Source organism: Deinococcota bacterium, assembly GCA_030858465.1.
Classification (GTDB): domain Bacteria; phylum Deinococcota; class Deinococci; order Deinococcales; family Trueperaceae; genus JALZLY01.
The window spans coordinates 1-18,475 of the sequence record JALZLY010000224.1 but is presented as its reverse complement, the minus strand read 5'-3'; the positions used below and the strand labels follow the sequence as shown (position 1 = coordinate 18,475).

The following is an 18,475-nucleotide window of genomic DNA, read 5'->3' as shown; positions in this document are numbered from 1 at the left end:
CGCTCGCGCCGACGATGCCGGCGACGTGGGTGCCGTGACCGTTACAGTCGTTGGGGTTGTCGCTGGGCACGGGCACGCGGGTTTCACCGAAGTCGTCGCCGACGAAGTCCCAACCGGCGACGATGCGATTCCCGAAGTCGGGGTGGCCGAGGTCCATGCCGGTGTCGATGATGGCGACCTTGACGCCGCTACCGCTGAGACCCAGTTCGTCCTGGGCGACGTCGGCGCCGGTCATGCCGAGGGCCGTCGCCATGTCGGGGGCGGTGCCGAACTCGGGTTCGGGCGCGTCGATTTCAAGCACCGGATAGACCCCGGTGACGCCCGGCAGCGTGGTAAACTTGGCCGCTTCCGAGGGCCTGGCCGCGACCGAGATGCCGTTGAAGAGGCTGCCGAAGTTGAGGCGCTGACGATACTGGACGCCCTCGGCCACGGCTTCCCTGGCAAAGGCGGCGCGCTCGTTGCGGAGCGTCGCGGCGGCGCCACCCTTGGCTCTGGGCGGAGCGGTGAACTCGACGAACCAGAGGGCCGGGGTCTCGTCCCGCATGGTCAGATCAAGCGCGGGCAGGGGCGTGGTCGGGAAGAGTTGCTGAACCGCCTGCGGAGCAAGCGCGGCCTCATCATTCACATTTGGCTGCAAGGTGTTACAAGCCGCCATCAAAAGCGACACGATCAGCAAGATCACCCAGGTTGACTTATGATTCTTCATTTATGCTCCTCAATTCTTTATTCTTTATTCTTTATTCTTTATTCTTTATTCTTTTTCTTTCGCTTTCTTCTTTCGCTTTCTTCTTTCGCTTGCCGGTGAGTCTTCGGCACCTCGACATGGGCTACCTCGAGCAGGCTCTTGTTGTCTGTTTGACAGGCTCTACCGGCGCAGGGCTGGATCCGTTCCGGGCCACTGGCCGCCCGGATGCTTGCTAACTAAGCTATTGCTCTTCTCCTTTCCCCTACTCAGAAGCTGCACATTGTGATTCACGACGCAAGTGAAGATTTAATGAACCAAGTATAACTTTAGCAAGGATTTCAAATCAAGGGCTTATGAACGTTTGTCAAGTAAACACTTACTTTATTCTAATCTCCACTCCCTGCTTCGCGTCCTGCACGAATCATTTGCCCCTTCACGGTCAGCCGCGAGGCGCTTCCGAAGGGAGTCGGCACTCGAGTACAACGCAGGCTGAAGGAGCAGAAGGCCGAGAGCGGCTTCCAAGGAAGCGGCGCGGTGTTCTCGACACCGCGCCGTGACCTCGAGCACGCGCTCGCCGTCACACCTCCGGCAGAGCGGCTGGAGACCGTTACGGGCGCGGCGTCCTCAGGCTCGAGCGACGAGGCACGCCGCGCCCGCGCCTGCTAAGCCCGCGCCTGCTAAGCGGGAAGGACCGACAGCAGGCTCTGGCAGGCGCTCTCGCAGCGGCGGCAGGACTCGGCGCAGAGTTTGCAGTGCGCCATGTGGGCGGCGTGCCTTTCGCACTCCTCGGCGCAGACCCGGCAGGCGGTTTCACAAGCCTGGAGTTGCGCGCGCAGCAAGGCCCGGTTCGGCTCGGTCTGGCGCAGCAGCACCCCTCCGGTGACGTTGCAGACAGCCGCGCAGTCCAAGTCGGTGCGGATGCAGTAGACGAGATCCTTGACGTCTTCCTCGCCCAGACAGGCGTCGGCGCAGGCGTTGCAGACCTGCGTACACTCGAAGCAGGCCTCGAGGCACTCGGCGAGTGCCGTCACGTCCACGGCGACGCCTTTGGGATGGGTGTTCAACATGTCCTGGATGCGGTTCATCTAAACCCTCCTGTGGTTCGTTACTCGTTGCTCGTTACTGAAAAAGCGTGTGACGGTGTCCCAGGGGTAGCGGCTTCAGTGCCAACTCGCCAGCCACTCCTGAAAGTCGTGGATCTCCTCTGCTTGCTGGGTGATGATGTCCCGTGACAAGGTCCTCAGCTCCGCACGCGTCGCTCGAGTGAGCGCCAGTTGCGCCATGTCTATAGCGCCCTGATGGTGCTCCGTCATCATCGTCAGAAAGCCGATGTCGGCGTCCTCGTAGGCCATCATCTCCTGCATCATCATGTCGTTGTCGCTCCGCATCATCTCGGGCATCGTCTCGACCATCTCGGGGTCGCTGTCCTGCTCGTAGCCTTGCAGCCACTCGCTCATCATCTCGATCTCCGCCTCCTGAGAGGCGATGATGGCTTCGGCGGTTTCGCGCAGTTCCGGGCGCTCGGTGCGCTCCAAAATCCACTCGGACATCTCCACCGCGCCCTGGTGATGAACGATCATCATCGACAGGAAGCCGACTTCGAAGGCCTCACCCTCGAGGTCGGCCAGGGGGCTATCGGCACCCCCGTGTCCCATCTGGCTATGGTCCATACCCTGGGAAAAGGCGGCGGCGACAAGCGCCAGCATCAGGATGGCGGTGATTCGCTTCGGTTCTTTCATCAGGTCTTCCTCTCTGGGTTCAGCCTTTGTCCTTACCACTGCTCCAAACCACTGCTCCAAACAGCTAGCCGCTCTGAGCGCCCGCGACGGTCGCGCCGTAGCCCTCTTTCTGGACCGCCGCGACCAGGGCTTCCGGTTTGGCGTCGCCTTCAACCCGCGCCACGCCGGCCTCGAGGTCCACCGTCGCGGTGTCGACGCCTTCGACCTCCGTGAGGGCGCGCTGGACGGCGCTCCGGCAGTGGCCGCAGGTCATGCCGGTGACGTTGAGTTCTGTCGTCATCGCTGTCGTCATCGCTGTCTCCTTCCAGTTCATAACGTCCCACCCAGGGTGGGGTGGGTTTAATGCTAGCGGCCGAGGCTCGAGCTGTCAGGGTGCGAGGGCACAAAGGACGCTCCCTCTCGCCGGCCAGAGTTTGGTAACGCCCCAAGCCTTCTAATGGCAACATGAAAAGGCAAACATGAAAAGGGAGGTCGGTTATGCAGCTTGAAGACCGGGTCGCGGTCATCACCGGAGCGGGGTCGGGCATCGGCGAGGCCAGCGCCAGGCTGTTCGCCAAGGAGGGTGCCAGGATCGCCGCCCTCAGCCACACCGAGGACGAGGTCAAGAGGCTGGCCGAAGAGCTCGAGCGTCAGGGTCACGAGGCGATGCATATCGTCGCCGATATCTCCGAAGCCGACGCCATGAAAACGGCCTATGAGCAGGTGGTGGACCGCTGGGGACGGCTTGACGTCGTCTTCGCCAACGCGGGCATCAACGGCCTGTGGGCGCCCATCGAGGAGTTGGGGCCCGACGATTGGGACGAGACGCTCCACACCAACCTGCGCGGCACCTTTTTGACCATCAAGTACGCGGTGCCGCACCTGAAGGCGCGGGGCGGTTCGGTCTTGGTCACCTCATCGGTGAACGGCACGCGCATGTTCTCCAACACCGGCGCGACCGCCTACGCGGTGTCCAAGGCCGGCCAGGTGGCCATGACCAAGATGCTCGCGGTCGAGCTCGCCAAACACAAGATCCGCGTCAACGTCATCTGCCCCGGCGCCATCGACACCGACATCGACGACAACACCGAGCGCGAGGGCTTGGAAAGCATCCGCCTGCCGGTCGAGTTTCCCGAGGGCATGATTCCCCTGACCGGCAAGGAAGCCGGGACATCGGAGCAGGTCGCGCAGCTCGCGCTCTTCTTGGCCTCGGACATGTCCAGCCACATCACCGGCACCGAGGTGTGGATCGACGGGGCGCAGTCGCTGCTCCAGGGCTAGCGCCGGGCCGAGCGAGACCCCGTCCTTGGGGGGGTCAAGACAGGAGAAAAAGGTGACTGAGTTTCGCGGGGTCATATTGGACATGGACGGCACGCTCATCGACAGCAACGACGCCCACGCTCGAGCCTGGGAGCAGGCGCTCGCCGAAGAGGGCCACACCATAGCCCTCGAGCGCATCCGCCCGCTCATCGGCATGGGCGGTGACAACCTGCTGCCCGAACTCGGCATTGACAAGGACAGCCCCGCAGGGAAGGCGGTGAGCGAGCGCCGCGGCGACATCTTCAAGGAGCGCTTTCTGCCGGGGCTCGAGCCCTTTCCGAAGGCGAGAGCGCTTCTGGAGCGCATGAAGGAGGGCGGGCTCAGGCTCGTGGTCGCCTCGTCGGCGCAGGAGGACGAGCTCAGGCCCATGCTCGAGCGCGTCGGCGCGGACGAGCTCATCGAAGAGGCGACTTCCAAGGACGACGCCGAGCAGTCCAAGCCCGACCCCGACACCGTCGAGGCGGCGCTTCGTAGTCTGGGCCTGCCCGCCGGGGCGGTCGTCATGCTGGGCGACACGCCCTACGACCTCGAGGCGGCCGCCAGGGCCGGCGTCGGCGTCATCGCCTTTCGCTGTGGCGGCTGGGACGACGAGGGGCTGGCGGGCGCCCTGGCTATCTACGACGACCCGGCCGACCTGCTCGAGCACTACGACCTCTCGCCGCTAGCGGGAGACCCCAGGCCCTAGCCCAGAGAACGTCATCCCAGGGCGTCTGTGCAAGCGCGGGTACAGACGGGGCGGCCAGGCTCGAGTAACCTGATCACAATTAGCTTGATCACGACAGCTTGAAAAGGAGGAAGCATGGCACAGTGTGAAGTCTGCGGCAATGACTACGACAAGGCCTTCGAGGTCGTCATGGGCGGCTCCAGCCACACCTTCGATTCGTTCGAGTGCGCGATTCACGCGCTCGCGCCCAAGTGCAGCCACTGCGGCGTCAAGATCGCCGGGCACGGTATCGAGGCGGACGGCACCTTTTTCTGTTGCGCCCACTGCGCCGAGCAGGGGGGCGTGAGCGAGGCGCGCGACCGGGTCTAGTGGCGAGCTTCGAGCAGGGCGAGCGCGTCTCCTGGAACACCTCGCAGGGCAGGACCACCGGCAAGCAGGACCACCGGCAAGGTGGTGAGGAAGCTCACTGCCTGGTACTCCTCGCTTATGAACTGGGGTCACGACCCGAAGAGGTGAGGTCAAGAGGGTGAGGCTCGAGCGGACCTGGTGCTCGAGCGGACCTGGTGCTCGAGCTGAGTGGGAAAAATGAAACAGCCGTCCTCTTAGACTTGTTAGACTTGCTTGGAGGGGGCTTTATCTTATACGCCCCGGAACGGGGTACATCAAAGATGACAGGTCCAGGAACGACGGGTCCAGGAATGACGGGTCACGGTAGACGCCGGTGAAGAAGGCGCTCGAGTTCCTTAAGGCGATCATCACCAAGTGGGGCAAGGACAACGCCACGCGCCTGGCGGCCTCGTTGGCCTTTTTCACCGTGCTCTCGTTGGCGCCCCTGGTCATCGTCTTGATGGCCGTGGTGGGTCTCTTTTTTGGCGAGGGGCAAGCCCAGCAGCAACTCGTCAACCAGGCCAGCGAGGTGCTGGGTCCGGGCGGCGCCGAGATGATCGGCACCATCGCCGAAAATGCCGCCGACCAAGGCGCGGGCCTCGCCTTTGCCTTTGGCTTGATCGTTGCCCTTATCGGCGCCTCGAACGTCTTCGTGCAGCTCCAGAACTCGCTCAACGAGATCTGGGATGTGGCCGCCGACCCTCGCGCGGGGGTCATGCACACGGTTAAAAACCGCCTCTTTGCCTTTGCCATCGTCTTGGCTATCGGCCTGCTGATTTTGGCCTCGGTGGTCCTGAGTACCGTCCTCACCGGCTTGCAGGCGACGCTACCCGGCGGCTGGGTCTGGCGCGTCGTGGAGATCGCCGTGTCGCTGGCGCTCTTTATGGGGATTTTCGCGCTGATCTTCAAGGTGATCCCCGAAGCCAAGATCCACTGGCGCGACGTCTGGCTCGGCGCCTTCGTGACCGCCGTGCTCTTTACCATCGGCCGGATCGCTATGGGCATCTACCTGGGCGGCGGCGGCGTCACCTCGGTCTACGGCGCGGCGGGGTCGCTCGTCGCCCTGCTCATCTGGGTCTTCTACTCGGCGCAGATCCTCTTTTTCGGCGCCGAGTTCACCCAGGTCTACTCCAAGGTGCGCGGTGAGAACATCCTGCCCGACAAGGACGCGGTCAACATCCCGGCTGAGCAGCGCTACAAGCGCAATCTGATCAAGGAGCAGATCGCCGCGGCGCGCGGCGAGGAGGCGCGGGACCTCGAGGAGGTCGATCTCGACGAGGCGCATCGCCACAGCGCCGAAAGCGAGTACGCGGGTGGGATGCTGAGCGCGCAGGAGCGGGCCCGGCTGATCCGCGACGACCCCGCCGGAGCCTACGCCACGCCGCCGCGCACGGGGCAAAAGCCACAAAGACAGCTGCAACAATCGCAAAAAAAGGTCCAAAAGGCGTCCACGAAGCCGGCGTCGCGCAAACGCGGAGCGCCCGCCACAGGGGCGCGCGCTCAAGCCTCGAACAGGAGGGAGACGCCGCTGTCGCTCCTGCTCGGCGGGGTGCTGACGGCCGCCTCGAGGCTGCTGGGGCGCGGCGACAAACGCAAAAACAGACGTTAGGCGTCCGTAGCGGCAAAGACGGAGCAAGCGTTGGCTAGGCTCTGCTTTCGCCCTCGAGCCGCGCCCGCAAGAAGACCAGAACCGCGGCCTCTTCGGGCTTGAGCTCGGTCAGCGACTCAGCCAGTTCCTTCTCGGCGCGCTTTTTGAGCGTCTCGATGAGCGAGCCGTCCAGGTAAGACGACAGCACCTCGGGATGCACATAGCATTTGCGGCAGATGGCCGGGGTGTTGCCGAGTTCCTTCGCCACCGACTCGATCGCGGCCAGCACGTTCTTCTTGGCCTGCGCCTGGGAGTCGAAGGCCTCGAACTCCTGGAGGGCCATCGTCGCCAAGACGGTGCCCGCCCAGGTGCGAAAGTCCTTGGCGGTAAAGTCCTCGCCGGCAACCTCCTTGAGGTAGTCGTTGACGTCGCCCGAATCCACGCTGCGGCGTCCGCCGTCCTCGTCCAGGTACTGAAAGAGTTCGTAGCCCGGCAGGTCGCGGCAGCGCTTGACGATGCTGGCGAGCTGCTTGTCCTTGAGCTCGATGTGGTGCTTGACGCTACTCTTGCCCTGAAAGGCGAACTCCAGCTTCGAACCGCTGACCCGAGCGTGACGGTCGCGCATGGTGGTGAGGCCGTAGGACTTGTTTTCCTGCGCGTACTCGTCGTTGCCGACGCGGATCAGGGTGGACTCGAGCAGCCTCACGATGGTCGCCAGGACCTTTTCCCTGGGGAGCCCCCGGCGGCTCATGTCCTCCCTCACCCGCTCGCGGATCTTGGGCAGGGCCTCGCCAAAGGCAATCATGCGGCTGTACTTGGTCTCGTCGCGCACCTCGCGCCAGCGCGGGTGGTAGCGGTACTGTTTGCGGCCGCGAGCGTCGCGCCCGGTCGCCTGCAGGTGTCCGCTCGGGCTGGGGCAAATCCACACCTCGGTCCAGGCCGGAGGTACCGCCAAGCTCTTGATGCGCGCCAACGTCTTTTCGTCCTTGACGAGGTTGCCCCCGGCCTCACGGTAGCTGAAGCCTTTGCCGCGCCGCTCGCGACGAAGGCCAGGGCGCTCATCCGAGACGTAACGAAGCTTGGCGACCTTGGCGGCCTCCTTGGCGACCTCGATCGGGTCTGTGGTGACGGGCTCCATCCTTTGAGGATACAGGGGTCATAAGCCGGGAGTCAGAAGCATTAGCTGCTATTCTGACTCCCGGCTTCGGTGTTCTGATTTATCGTCGGGTTACCGTCGGGTTCTCGCCTCGGTAAGAGCAGGCATATCGCGCGGCGTACCGACTCTGCCGCCCAAGCCCGCGGCGATGGCACCCAAGAGGGTGGCGACAAAGGCCCCGAGCGCGCCGGCGGTGACGCCGGTAGCCACGTCTTCGCCCACCTCGCGGGCGGTGGCCTCAGCCTCGGCGAAGGTCTGCTGCGCCTCCTCGGAGGTCTGAATCCAGCCGTCCACCGTCTGCTCGGCCTCGGCGCGGCTCAAGTCGGTCCCCTCCTCGAGCGCGGTGATCGCCTCCTCGCGCTGCTGCGGGGTCACCGGGTCGCCGGTGACGAGGTTGCCGACAAACTGGTTGAGCTGCTCGCTGTCCGCCTGCTCGAGCACCTCGGCCGCGTCGTCCTGGAGCGTCTGCAGGGTGATGCCGCGCTGCTCGAGGGCGTCCTCGACGGCCTGGGCCGCCTCGGGACCGAGCGCATCGGTAGCCTGACCGGCAACTTGTCCGGCGGCCGACAGGCCCGCGCCCACCAGGCTGGCCGCCCCGCTGATCAGGCTGCCCACGGCGGTGGTGAGCAGGTAGAACGAAACCAGCGTCACCACGCTCCAGGTGATGATACCGTGCATGACGCTTTCGAAGTCGCGCGGAATGCCCGCCAGCCGAGCAGCGATCCAACCGCCGACAAAGAGCGACACCAGGACGGTCAGACCGAACCAGATGATCGCGCCGATGCCCAGGCCCTCGAAGGGATTTTGTTGCGTCGCCGGGCTGACCGTAGCCGCCCCGATGCCGAGACCGAGCAGAGTGAGCGAAATCTGGGTCATGAGCGCGACCAGAGTACCCGCGAACACCGCGCCCCAGGACACGCGGCTGACCACCGGGGTGCGCCCGCCGCTGCTATAGCTCGCTTCCCTTTCAGGATAAACGCCCACACGCGGCTCGGTTATGGGATTGTCGTCGAGGTCGGTCTTGGCTGGGCGCTCCGTTTTGCGAGCACCCGCCCTGTTCTTGTCTGACATGTTGTGCCTCCAGATGCAATTGTGTCGTTCATGAAGTTCGGCTCGCCACCTTGGCGCGCAGCCTTAACGGCCGCGACCAGATAAAACCGTTCAGTCACCAAGCGTAATGGGTCAAGCGTTGCGTTGTTCTGATTTTGGAGGGCCCTAGCCGGTCCTTCTCGAGGTGGTCGTGAGTTCTGCTTCAAACGCTTGCTGTTATTCAGGCTGTTGTTCAAGTTCAAGGCATGATGGCATCCTTGATCGATGGAGAGCTGGCACTTGCCTCGTCACCCGTCCTTTTCACGCCAGCGACCGTCGTCCTTCTGATAGGAGCCCTTGACCGCCGACCAGGCGACCCGGTGCACGGTCTCCTCGCGCGAGGCGTCGCCGCGGCGCTCACCGGGATCCTCGTACTCCTCCCAGGCGCTGTTGTACGCCGCCCGGTAAATCTCCTGGCCGTGCTTGGGAAGGTTGCCCCGCACGCTCTCGGGCAGATCGCTCAGCTTGTGATAAGGCATCGCTTATCCTTTCAGCTCCTCCGCGCCGCCCTTTCGGCCCTCCGCGTAGGCCTTGAAGTTTTGGAGGTCCTTCTCGAGCCTGCCCTCAGGGTTGGCGAAGACCTTGGCGATGACGTTGGGCGGCACGTAGGCCATGCTCAGCTCGACCTCGGTCTCATCCGGAGCGATTTCTCTGAACAGCACCCGGCCGCTCGTCTCGATGTCGCCGTCGGTGCTGTTCCAAGCGATCTCGCGGTTTTCCTCCATGCGGGTGGTCTCGGCGTCCCACTCGACCTTCTGGCCGAGCACCTCCATCACCCAGTGGCTGTGGCCATTCGAACGTTTAACCTCCGTGATGTTGTCCATGAAGTAGGGGAAGTTCTCGAAGTTGGACCAGATGCCGTAGACCTCGTCGATGCTCGAGTTCACCCTGATCGTTTTGGTGACGTGTTCCGTGTCTGCCATAGTCCTTCCTTTCCAAAGCTAAGGCCAAGGGCTCCCTAACCGTTGACGACGTTGCCGCCGTTGGGGTGCAGGACCTGACCCGTCATATAAGACGCGTCATCCGAGGCCAGAAAGACGAAGCAGGTCGCCACCTCTTCGGGCTGGCCCACGCGCTTCATGGGCACCTGCGAGCCGAAGCTCGCCACCTCGTCGGCGGGAAAGGTCGAGGGGATGAGCGGCGTCCAGATGGGGCCGGGCGCCACCGCGTTGACGCGGATGCCCTTTTCGACGAGTGCCTGCGAGAGCGAGCGGGTAAAGGCCACGATGGCGCCCTTGGTCGCCGAGTAATCGATCAGCTTGGGGTTGCCCTGATAGGCCGTGACCGAAGCGCAGTTGACGATGGCGCTGCCCTCGCTCAGGTGCTCTAGAGCGGCCTTGCTGAGATAGAACTGCGCGAAGATATTGGTGCGAAAGGTGCGCTCGAGCTGCTCGCTGCTGATATCGCTGAGGCTCTCCTGCGGGTGCTGCTCGGCGGCGTTGTTGACGAGAACGTCGAGCGAGCCGAACTCCCGAACGGTCTTCTCGACCGCCTCCCGGCAGAAGCCCTCGTCGCCGATGTCGCCGGGAATGAGCAGGCAGCGACGCCCCTCCTCCTCGACCTGGCGCTTCGTCTCCGCGGCGTCCTCGTGCTCGTTTAAGTAGACGACAGCTACGTCCGCGCCCTCGCGGGCGTAGAGCACCGACACCGCGCGACCGATACCCGAGTCGCCGCCGGTAATGAGCGCCACCTTGGCGTCCAGCTTGCCGCTGCCCTTGTAGTCGGGCCGGTCGAAGGCCGGCTGCGGCCGCATCTCGGTCTCGAGGCCGGGCCGCCGGTCCTGCTCCTGGGGGGGTTGTTGCCGTTTGTCGTCGGACATGCTTCTCCAGACCTGCTTCTCCATGAGTCAGACTGCATGAGTCAGGCTGCGCGGCTTGCCGCGCAGCCTGACGGGGGTCGGTTAGGCCCGGCCCCGGATCTGGTTCCAGCCCTGGCGAACCGCGTCCTTGAACTCCTCCCAGGTGCCGGGGTTGCGCTCTTCCCAACTGCGCCGGGCGTCGGGCTCTACGTCGGTCCACTCGCGGTTACGGTAGCTCTCGTGACCGGCGAGGTCGTGGCCGTAGGAGTAGGCCGGACGGTACTGGTCGTAGTCGTAGTCGGTCGTTTCGAAGGTGCTGTCGTAGTGACGGCGGGCATCGGCGTTCAGCTGCTCGATGTCGACGTCGGTGCGGCGCACGGTGTCGCGGACGGTTTCGGTGCGCTCGTTTACGTCCTTGCTGAGCACGACCTCCTCGATCACCCGCGCCTGCTTGCTCACGACCGCCTCTTCGGAGACCGTCTTGGCCTCGACGGCCTGTTCTCTAAAGGCGTCAGCATCGGCGGGACGGTCGACGGGACGGCGCTCGACGTTTACATGCTCCTCGCGCAGCGTCACGTCCTTTTCGACGGGGGTTTCCGTCACGTGGGTGGTGGCGCGCACCCCGCCCTCTTCGGTCTGGCGCTTGCCGACCTTGACCTCTTCTTCGACGACCTCGAGAACATCATCCTCGGTGCGGCTGGTGGTGGCTTCTTTATCGTGGAGGTCGTTGTCTTTGCGGTTTCTGAAGTTTTTGTCCTTGTCGCTCATGTTTCCTCCTGGTAGTGCTACTTGAATACTTTTGGGTCTGCTATCAGGCCCAACGTCGGCTTCTACAAACCGTGAGAAATCCTCACGAGAAAGCCCTTGGCGTATGCCTAGCCCCTCACCCTGTTCCAGCCCTGGCGCACGGCGTCCTTGAACTCGTCCCAGGTGCCGGGGTTGCGCGCTTCCCACTCGCGCCGGGCGTCGGGCTCGACCTCGTCCCAGTCACGGCCCCTATAGCTCTCGTGGCCGGCGAGGTCGTGGCCGTAGCCGTAGGCCGGACGGTACTGGTCGTAGTCGTAGTCGGTCGTTTCGAAGGTGCTGTCGTAGTGACGGCGGGAGTCGGCGTTCAGCTCTTCGATGTCGACGTCGGTGCGGCGCACGGTGTCGCGGACGGTTTCGGTGCGCTCGTTTGCATCCTTGCTGAGCACGACCTCCTCGATCACCCGTGCCCGCTTCTCGACCACGGGCTCCTCGGAGACGGTGCGCACCTCGACGCTGCCCTCCTTGAAGGCGTCGCCCGCGGGCCGGTCGACCGGGTGGCGGTCCACGTGCACCTCCTCTTCCCTGAGACGCACGTCCTTTTCTACCGGGGTCTCGGTGACGTGGGTTTCCGCGCGCACGCCGCCCTCCTGAGTCTGGCGCTTGCCGACCTGAAGGTCTTCTTCGACGACCTCGAGGGTGTCCCCTGCACCGACGCTACCGCCACGGTCGCTGTAGTCGCGATCACCGTCTGCGGCTCGGTCGACGCGGGGGGTACTGACGGCTCCGCGAGAGGCGCCGTAGCGACCGCGCTCTTCGGCGATCTGGTCGGCGGTATAGGGTTCGGCGTCGGTGCTGTAGCCCGTCCAGCCGCCCTCGCGCCAGTCGGTGGCGCGGCGTTCGACATCGACGGGGTTGTGGCGCTCCATGATGCCGACGGCGCGCTCGGCCTCGGGGTCCTCAGCCCGCACCGATACCAGCGAGCCGCCGCGGCGCACGCCCTCGGAGTAGTAACCGGCCTCCTCTTCGGGCACGCCGGCATTGACGAGCGCACCCATCAAGCCGCCCGCAGCGGCGCCGATCCCGGCGCCTATGAGCGCGGAGGCCAGCGGCCCCGCCGCCAAGGCCGGTCCGACCCCCGGCACCGCCAGCAGGCCGAGGCCCATGAGCAGGCCGCCGATGCCGCCGATGGTGGCGCCGATCCCGGCCCCGGCACCCGCACCTTCGGCCGGCGTCAGCTCGCCTTCGGCGGCGCGCCGCTCGCTGACGTCGACGTCGTCGTCGGCGTAGGTGTCGGTGCTTTCAGTGTAGCGCCCTTCGTCGTCGAAGTAGCGGCTGTAGTCGTCGGCCGAGGCGTTGGCGACAAGGCTGATCTCGTCGCGGCTGTAGCCGCTGTCGGCCAGATCGCGGACGGCCTGTTGCGCCTCTCCAAGGTCGTCGTATAGAGCTACAACTGTCTTTGCCATGGTGAGTCTCCTTAAGCGGGCCACGAGCTTAGCCATTCGTGACCAATGAAAGTATTGTTATCCTCTTATCATTTCAAATTTCACACAGTGTAAGGAGGGCTACCAAACTGCTGGTGGAACCGAACGGTGCAGCCGCCCTGCGGCCGCGCAGGTATAGTGGCCGGGGCGACTAGCGCACCGGCTCGTCGGCGGTGCCGATCTCCTCGACGTTAACCTCTTCGCGGCGAAGCGTCACGCGCTGCGGCTCGTTCGTCTCATAGCGCCGTTTGGTGACGCGGATCTCCTCCTTGAGGACGAGGCGCTTTTCGGTCACCAGCACCTCCTCGAGCACGGGATAGATGGTAGTCTCGCCTTCCTGCCTCACCGCCACGGGTGCCTCGACGACGCGGTCTATGCTGACGCGCTCGACCTCGACGTCCTCGTGGACGGTGGGCGCCTCGACGACCTCTTCGCGCTCGTGGACGGTCTTGGTGAGGCGCACGCCACCGGTCGTCCGCTGACGCTTGCCGACCTCGAGGGTCTCCTCGACGATGGGGATGACGGCTTCACCTTCGAGGGTCCCGGTTTCGAGGGTCCCGGCCTCGCGCCCACGCACTCCCGCGTCCGCAAAGGCCAAGGCGCTAACGAAGCCGCTTCCCTCCTCGCGCACGCTCGATACCGGCATCAGCACCTTGCCGCCCTGCTCGAGTTCGACCACGGCGTCGTCGCCGCGCACCTCCACGACGCGCCCGCGCGCGCCCGCGCTGTCTTTCAGCTCCTGGTTCTTGAGATGGTTCATGGTTATTACGTCCTTATCTGAAGAAGAACTTATCTGAAGAAGAAGACGAGCGCCAAGATGATGAGAACGAGGACGATCACGCCGATAACCACCGCGGAAGGGCCGCTGCGCGCGGGCCGGTCGTAGACCCCGACCCGCCCCTCGGACTCGGCAGGGTCTCGAGTGGGGTCTCGAGTGGGGTCTCGAGCAGGGTCGTCTATCGGCCCTACCGGAGACGGAACGGAACCGCTCGCCGCACCCGGAGTCGGCTGGGTGAGGGTCGGATCGTTGAGGGTCGGGTCGGTGAGGGTCGGATCGTTGAGGGTCGCGTCATCGAGGTTCGGGTCCGCGGGAACGGGGGGCGTGGTCACTCGCTCCTGAATTTTGTCGCGATTCGCGGGACGGTCGTCTGGTTTGCGTGCCATGGTGATTCCTTTCGTGTGTTTGCTCGAAGGTGATGAAAATTTGCTTGACGCTGACGAGGCCGGGTGACATCAGACGGGTGACATCAGAAGAACTGGGCGCCGGACAGCCTCATTGCCTGGCCTGACAGGCTTCCGGAGATGACGGCCTCATGAGCTAGCGGCCGGGCTCGTTCGAGCGGTTGGCGCCTGCGGTGCGGAAGATGTCGTAGACGCGCCTGGCATCTTCGTCACCGGTTACCTTGACGGCGAGGAGGTGGCTGTCTTCATCCAGGCTGTCGCCAAAGTAGCGCGCCTCGTCCCCGTCGACATCGAATCCGCTCAGGGAGTCGCCGAGGCTGCCCGCTACCGCCGCGGGCATGGGTGTGCCGCTACTGCTTCCCGGCGCGACATAAGGTCCGACGCCGACCGAAGTCGCCATAGGCGTCCCCCCGGGCAACGCTCCCCGGCCGGTAATCCCGTCCTCACCCACCGCCTCGTCGGCTGATGCGCCTTGGGCTCCTCTTTCCGCGCCCTCGACGACGCGAATCCTGTCACTGGCGATTCCGCTCGAGTGCAAGTCGTCGAGCGCCCGCTGCAGGCTGCTCGAGTCGTCGAAGATGGCAATCGCGGTAGGCATATCTGGCCTCCTTTCGGACCACGGCTTGCGCTTGGAGAACCCAGCCTCCAAACACGCGCTGAGACTAAACCACCAAACGATCAGACGAGCAGATGATCCTGTGGCAGCTAGCCAAGCGGGTTGTTCAGCCAAACCCTTTCAAGTATCAAGCAAACGCTCCCGGCCCGAAGCTGACAATATGCCTCGCCACAAAGTCGCCCTGAGCAACCGTGAAGAGCCCCGGGTAGCCGCGAGCTTCCTCAACGAAAGCTTTCGTTATGGTGAAACCCTTGGGATGCAAAAATTACCAGTCAAAGCGATCGGGGGCTTGCCGGCAAAAGGCGCGCCAGCTCTGCCAGGTCCGCGACCGCGCCGCGGCTTCCGTCCACATCCAAAAGGGCGCGTAGAGGGGCTTGGCCAGGCGCAGTTCCTCCCTGAAGATGTGCGCGCTGAGCTCGCCGGCGGGCAGGTAGCCCAGACCCTCGAAGGCCGCCAGCGCCCCCTCACGGTCGTAGCTCACCGCCCGGAAGTCGGCCTGCCAGTCACCCCCGCTCAGAGTCATAAGCAGATACTGCGCTCTGGGGTCGCCGTTGAAGGGCGCGCCGACCGCGCCGGTGTTGAGGACGCGGTAGTCCGCCCACCGCCGGACCATCGCGCGGTGGGTGTGCGAGCCGATGAGGATGTCGGCCGGATGGTTCTGTACGATCTCGGCGATGTCGGCGTCGCTCAAGAACTTGCCGTAGCCCTCGCGGTAGTGCCGGGGGCTGCCGTGGGAGATGAGCAGGGTAGGCGCGCCCGTGACGGTTACCTTGTGCGTCATCGGCAGGTCGCGCAGGGCGGCGATGCAACCCGCCTCCTCGAGCTGCCTGGCCACCCAGGCCGTGCCCTCCCAGAAGGGGTCCTCGAACCAGGCCGCGGGAAGGTCGCCGTCGCGCTCGACCCACTTGCGGATCAGGTCGTCGTGGTTGCCGAGCGTCAGGACGCAGCCCTCGGCGAGCAGACGCTCCAAGACCGCCACGTTGTTGGGGCCGCGGTTGACCATGTCGCCGTTGACGACGAACTCGTCGGCGCCCTGCGAGCGCAGGTCCCTCAAGACCGCCTCGAGGGCGTGGAGGTTGCCGTGAATATCCGAAATGATGGCCAAGCGCATCGACCCCAGCTTAGCGCAGCCCGTGGGGCAAGACCAGTCCCGCGCGGGCGCGCCGAAGGGGCAAAGCGGCACCAAGCCTGTGCCGCTTTGCCCTTAGAATGGTGCGGTGAGCCGCCCAACCTCCAAACGCCAGCGCGCTCTCCAAGGAGCCAACGCGCGCCGGGGCTACGTCGCCCACATCTATACCGCGTCCACGGTCTTTTTCATCGCGCTGAGCGCGCAGCTCATCTTGCAGGGCCGCTACACCTGGGCGCTCCTCATGATGGCCGTCACCGTGATCATCGACGCGACCGACGGCAGCCTGGCCCGCAAACTCAAGGTCAAGGAGACCGCGCCCAGCATCGACGGAAGGCGCCTAGACGACATCATCGACTACGTGAGCTACGTCTTCTTGCCGATGCTGTTCGCGCTCGAGACGGGCCTGCTCGCCCCGCCCGCGGCGGCCTTTGCCGCCTTGGCCATGTTCGCGAGCGCCTTCGGCTTTTCGCGCACCAGCGCCAAGCTCGACGCCGAGGGCTTCTTCCTGGGCTTTCCGAGCTACTGGAACATCGTCGTCTTCTACCTCTACCTGTTCGAGACGCCGCCCCTCTTGAACACGCTGATCGTCTTGGGCTTAGCGCTCATGGTCTTCGTGCCGTTGCGCTACCTCTATCTCACCCGGTTGCCGCGCCACCGGCCCGTCAACTACGTCCTAGCGCTCGTCTGGAGCGCGCTCTGCCTCCTGGCGCTCTTTTGGGAACCCGGACCCGTGCAGCGGGCCGTGCTCTTCGTTTCGCTCCTCTACCCCGCTTACTACTTCATCTATTCGATGATCCTCGACTTCCGTTCCCGCGCGGCCGCGAAGGAGGCCCATTGAGAAGTCCCGGCGCGGCGTCTCTTACCTCGCGCTTGGCGTTCCGCTAACGGCAACGGCTTTTTGGCCATCTACCGGAGCGGTGAGCTGATCCCGCCGCGCGGCCAGACCGTGCTCGAGGCGGGCGACCACGTCTTTTTGATCTCCACCAAGGCCGACGGGCTCGGCGTCCCGCTCGACTTCATCAGCCGGGAGGACGCGCCCCCGCCGGAGCCTCTGCCGGAGCCTCTGCCGGAACCTCTGCCGGAACCTCTGCCGGAGAGCCCCGCGCCTGAAGCTAAGGAGCGGCCTCCAGAGCCGTCAGAGCCGCCGCCATCATGACCGCCACGGGCGGCTCCCGCCCCGTCCACCGCCCAAAGGCCTCGGCGCCCTGGTAGACGAGCATGGGCAGGCCGTTCTGCGTCCTCAACCCCGCCTCCTCGGCTTCACGCAAGAGACGGGTCTTGGCTGGCCGGTAGACGAGGTCGCAGACGAAGCCGCGCTCGGGCAGGACGCCCGGCGGCAGCGGCGAGGCGTCCGGGTCCCGGCTAGCGCGCACCATGCCGACCGCGGTGGTGTTGATGAGCAGGTCGGCCGCTAGAACGGCCCCCTCGAGCGCACCCGCCTCGAGCGCATGAACCGGCCCCAGCGCGGCGAAGTCGCCAGCAAGCGCCTCAGCCCGCTCGGCGCTGCGGTTGTAGACGCCCAGACAGGACACCCCCGCCCTCAAGAGCGCATAGCCGACCGCCCGCGCCGAGCCGCCCGCGCCGAGCAGCAGGGCGCGGCGCCCCTGGAGCGCCAAGCCCGCCTCCGCCAAAGCGCGCCCGAAGCCCGGCGCGTCGGTGTTGTAGCCGGTGAGCCGCCCGCCCCGGTTCACCACGGTGTTGACCGCGCCGATACGCGCCGCCGTCTCGTCCACCCCGTCCAGAAAGGGGATGACCGCCTCTTTGTGAGGAATGGTGACGTTCGCGCCCAGGACCTCGTCGCTGCGCAAGGTGGCAGCGACGAGGGCCAACGCCTCGGGCCGCACCTCGAGCGCCTCATAACGCGCCGCGAGGCCCAGGTGCGCGAAGGCGGCGTTGTGCATAGCCGGGCTGAGCGAGTGCCCGGCGGGGTAGGCGAGGAGAAAGGCCCGCTTCACCTAGCCCCCCAGGGTCTGGGCGCTCGAGGTCTGGGCGCTCAGGGTCTGGCTGCGCTCGAGCACGACCTCCATCTCGGCGAGCACGCGCGCGATGTCCTCGTCACCCACCTGGTAGTGGGTGACCAGCCGGACGGTGTGCGCGTCCAGGGCGCCGACCCGCACGCCGCGCGCCGCCAGCCCCTTAGCCAGCGCCGGCGCGTCGATCACCGACAGGTAGACCATGTTGGTCTGCACCGTCTTCAGGTCCACCTCGACGCCGTCCATCTTGCCGAGCCCCTCGGCCAGAACCCTCGCTCGAGCTTGGTCGTCCCTCAGGCGCTCCGTCATCGTCTCCAGGGCCACCACGCCCGCCGCCGCCAGGATACCCGCCTGGCGCATGCCGCCGCCGAACATCTTGCGGTAGCGGTGCGCCTGGGCGATAAAGTCCTTTGAGCCCAAGAGCACCGAGCCGACCGGCGCCGCCAAGCCCTTGGAGAGGCAGATGGAGACCGAGTCGAAGCCCCGGCACAGCTCGGCGATGGAGACAGCCAAGGCGGCCGCCGCATTGAAGGCCCTGGCGCCGTCCAGGTGAAAGGGCAGGCCCTCGGCGCGGGCGAGTTCGGCGATCTCGCGCGTGCGCGCCAGTGGCACCACCGTCCCGCCCGCCTTGTTGTGGCTGTTCTCGAGGCTGATCAAGCCCGTCGGCGCCTGGTGGACGCCGCGGTGAATCGCCGCTTTGATGTCCCTGACCTCCGGCACGCCCAGGGGCGCGGGCACGAGGCGCGGCATCAGGCCGGCCAGCACCGCCATCGAGCCCAGCTCATACTCGTAGATGTGCGCGCCCGCGGGCGCGATCACCTCTTCGCCGCGCCGGGTGTGCGCGGCCAGCGCGGTCTGGTTGGTCATGGTGCCCGACGGCATGAAGAGCCCGGCCTCGAAGCCGGTCATCTCGGCGGCCACGGCCTGGAGACGGTTGACGGT

General features: G+C 65.4%; 24 protein-coding genes. 7 read left to right on the top strand and 17 right to left on the bottom strand.

Features of this window, described 5'->3' with window-relative positions; all coding sequences use genetic code 11:
- Positions 1-157: S8 family serine peptidase (locus M3498_11490; protein ID MDQ3459908.1), on the bottom strand; the 157-nt coding region annotated here is incomplete at its 3' end.
- A 551-nt stretch (positions 158-708) separates the two neighbouring features.
- Between M3498_11490 and M3498_11485 the strand changes: the two genes are divergently transcribed.
- A complete protein-coding gene (locus tag M3498_11485) occupies positions 709-921 on the top strand; it encodes a hypothetical protein (protein MDQ3459907.1) in 213 nt (70 codons plus the stop codon).
- 441 nt (positions 922-1,362) lie between these two features.
- Here the strand turns inward: M3498_11485 and M3498_11480 are convergent, their stop codons facing one another.
- The 3 genes from M3498_11480 to M3498_11470 form a co-directional block, all read right to left on the bottom strand.
- Positions 1,363-1,770, bottom strand: a complete 408-nt coding sequence (locus M3498_11480; protein ID MDQ3459906.1) for a four-helix bundle copper-binding protein — start codon at positions 1,768-1,770, stop codon at positions 1,363-1,365.
- Positions 1,771-1,845: 75 nt separating this feature from the next.
- Positions 1,846-2,424 carry a DUF305 domain-containing protein gene (locus tag M3498_11475; GenBank protein ID MDQ3459905.1) on the bottom strand — a complete coding sequence of 193 codons (579 nt, stop codon included), beginning with the start codon at positions 2,422-2,424 and terminating at the stop codon, positions 1,846-1,848.
- A 64-nt stretch (positions 2,425-2,488) separates the two neighbouring features.
- The gene (locus M3498_11470) at positions 2,489-2,704 is read right to left on the bottom strand and encodes a heavy-metal-associated domain-containing protein (GenBank protein MDQ3459904.1); all 216 of its coding nucleotides are present in this window, start codon (positions 2,702-2,704) and stop codon (positions 2,489-2,491) included.
- 197 nt (positions 2,705-2,901) lie between these two features.
- Here M3498_11470 and M3498_11465 point away from each other — a divergent pair, with 197 nt between their 5' ends.
- From M3498_11465 to M3498_11450, 4 genes are all read left to right on the top strand, one after another.
- Positions 2,902-3,684: an SDR family oxidoreductase gene (locus M3498_11465; GenBank protein MDQ3459903.1), complete on the top strand. Its 783-nt coding sequence runs from the start codon at positions 2,902-2,904 to the stop codon at positions 3,682-3,684.
- 52 nt (positions 3,685-3,736) lie between these two features.
- Positions 3,737-4,408, top strand: a complete 672-nt coding sequence (locus M3498_11460) for an HAD family hydrolase (GenBank protein MDQ3459902.1) — start codon at positions 3,737-3,739, stop codon at positions 4,406-4,408.
- A gap of 114 nt (positions 4,409-4,522) precedes the next feature.
- Complete coding sequence (locus M3498_11455; protein ID MDQ3459901.1) at positions 4,523-4,756, top strand: hypothetical protein; 234 nt, start codon at positions 4,523-4,525, stop codon at positions 4,754-4,756.
- Positions 4,757-5,108: 352 nt separating this feature from the next.
- Positions 5,109-6,383, top strand: coding sequence for a YihY/virulence factor BrkB family protein (locus tag M3498_11450; GenBank protein ID MDQ3459900.1), 1,275 nt, complete (start codon positions 5,109-5,111; stop codon positions 6,381-6,383).
- A gap of 34 nt (positions 6,384-6,417) precedes the next feature.
- Here the strand turns inward: M3498_11450 and M3498_11445 are convergent, their stop codons facing one another.
- From M3498_11445 to M3498_11395, 11 genes are all read right to left on the bottom strand, one after another.
- Positions 6,418-7,500 (bottom strand): DNA topoisomerase IB, encoded by a 1,083-nt coding sequence (locus M3498_11445; protein ID MDQ3459899.1) that lies wholly within the window; start codon positions 7,498-7,500, stop codon positions 6,418-6,420.
- A gap of 90 nt (positions 7,501-7,590) precedes the next feature.
- Positions 7,591-8,589: a hypothetical protein gene (locus M3498_11440; protein MDQ3459898.1), complete on the bottom strand. Its 999-nt coding sequence runs from the start codon at positions 8,587-8,589 to the stop codon at positions 7,591-7,593.
- Positions 8,590-8,855: 266 nt separating this feature from the next.
- Positions 8,856-9,086, bottom strand: a complete 231-nt coding sequence (locus tag M3498_11435) for a ChaB family protein (protein MDQ3459897.1) — start codon at positions 9,084-9,086, stop codon at positions 8,856-8,858.
- Between the two features lie 3 nt (positions 9,087-9,089).
- Entirely contained in the window at positions 9,090-9,530 is a 441-nt protein-coding gene (locus M3498_11430) for an SRPBCC family protein (protein ID MDQ3459896.1), read from the bottom strand.
- Between the two features lie 35 nt (positions 9,531-9,565).
- Positions 9,566-10,426: an SDR family oxidoreductase gene (locus tag M3498_11425; GenBank protein MDQ3459895.1), complete on the bottom strand. Its 861-nt coding sequence runs from the start codon at positions 10,424-10,426 to the stop codon at positions 9,566-9,568.
- Between the two features lie 81 nt (positions 10,427-10,507).
- Complete coding sequence (locus M3498_11420; GenBank protein MDQ3459894.1) at positions 10,508-11,173, bottom strand: YsnF/AvaK domain-containing protein; 666 nt, start codon at positions 11,171-11,173, stop codon at positions 10,508-10,510.
- A 107-nt stretch (positions 11,174-11,280) separates the two neighbouring features.
- A complete protein-coding gene (locus tag M3498_11415) occupies positions 11,281-12,615 on the bottom strand; it encodes a YsnF/AvaK domain-containing protein (GenBank protein ID MDQ3459893.1) in 1,335 nt (444 codons plus the stop codon).
- 169 nt (positions 12,616-12,784) lie between these two features.
- Positions 12,785-13,393 carry a YsnF/AvaK domain-containing protein gene (locus M3498_11410; GenBank protein MDQ3459892.1) on the bottom strand — a complete coding sequence of 203 codons (609 nt, stop codon included), beginning with the start codon at positions 13,391-13,393 and terminating at the stop codon, positions 12,785-12,787.
- Positions 13,394-13,422: 29 nt separating this feature from the next.
- On the bottom strand, positions 13,423-13,743 hold the full coding sequence (locus M3498_11405; protein ID MDQ3459891.1) for a hypothetical protein: 321 nt from the start codon (positions 13,741-13,743) through the stop codon (positions 13,423-13,425).
- 208 nt (positions 13,744-13,951) lie between these two features.
- Positions 13,952-14,413, bottom strand: a complete 462-nt coding sequence (locus M3498_11400) for a hypothetical protein (protein MDQ3459890.1) — start codon at positions 14,411-14,413, stop codon at positions 13,952-13,954.
- Positions 14,414-14,696: 283 nt separating this feature from the next.
- Entirely contained in the window at positions 14,697-15,542 is an 846-nt protein-coding gene (locus M3498_11395; protein ID MDQ3459889.1) for a metallophosphoesterase, read from the bottom strand.
- A 106-nt stretch (positions 15,543-15,648) separates the two neighbouring features.
- Between M3498_11395 and M3498_11390 the strand changes: the two genes are divergently transcribed.
- Both M3498_11390 and M3498_11385 read left to right on the top strand, forming a co-directional pair.
- Positions 15,649-16,398, top strand: a complete 750-nt coding sequence (locus M3498_11390) for a CDP-alcohol phosphatidyltransferase family protein (GenBank protein MDQ3459888.1) — start codon at positions 15,649-15,651, stop codon at positions 16,396-16,398.
- A gap of 60 nt (positions 16,399-16,458) precedes the next feature.
- Positions 16,459-16,716: a hypothetical protein gene (locus M3498_11385; GenBank protein ID MDQ3459887.1), complete on the top strand. Its 258-nt coding sequence runs from the start codon at positions 16,459-16,461 to the stop codon at positions 16,714-16,716.
- Here the strand turns inward: M3498_11385 and M3498_11380 are convergent.
- Positions 16,673-17,515, bottom strand: coding sequence for a shikimate dehydrogenase (locus tag M3498_11380; protein MDQ3459886.1), 843 nt, complete (start codon positions 17,513-17,515; stop codon positions 16,673-16,675). The genes M3498_11385 and M3498_11380 overlap by 44 nt on opposite strands.
- A partial coding sequence (locus tag M3498_11375; protein MDQ3459885.1) for an aminotransferase class I/II-fold pyridoxal phosphate-dependent enzyme occupies positions 17,516-18,475 on the bottom strand: 960 nt, incomplete at its 5' end.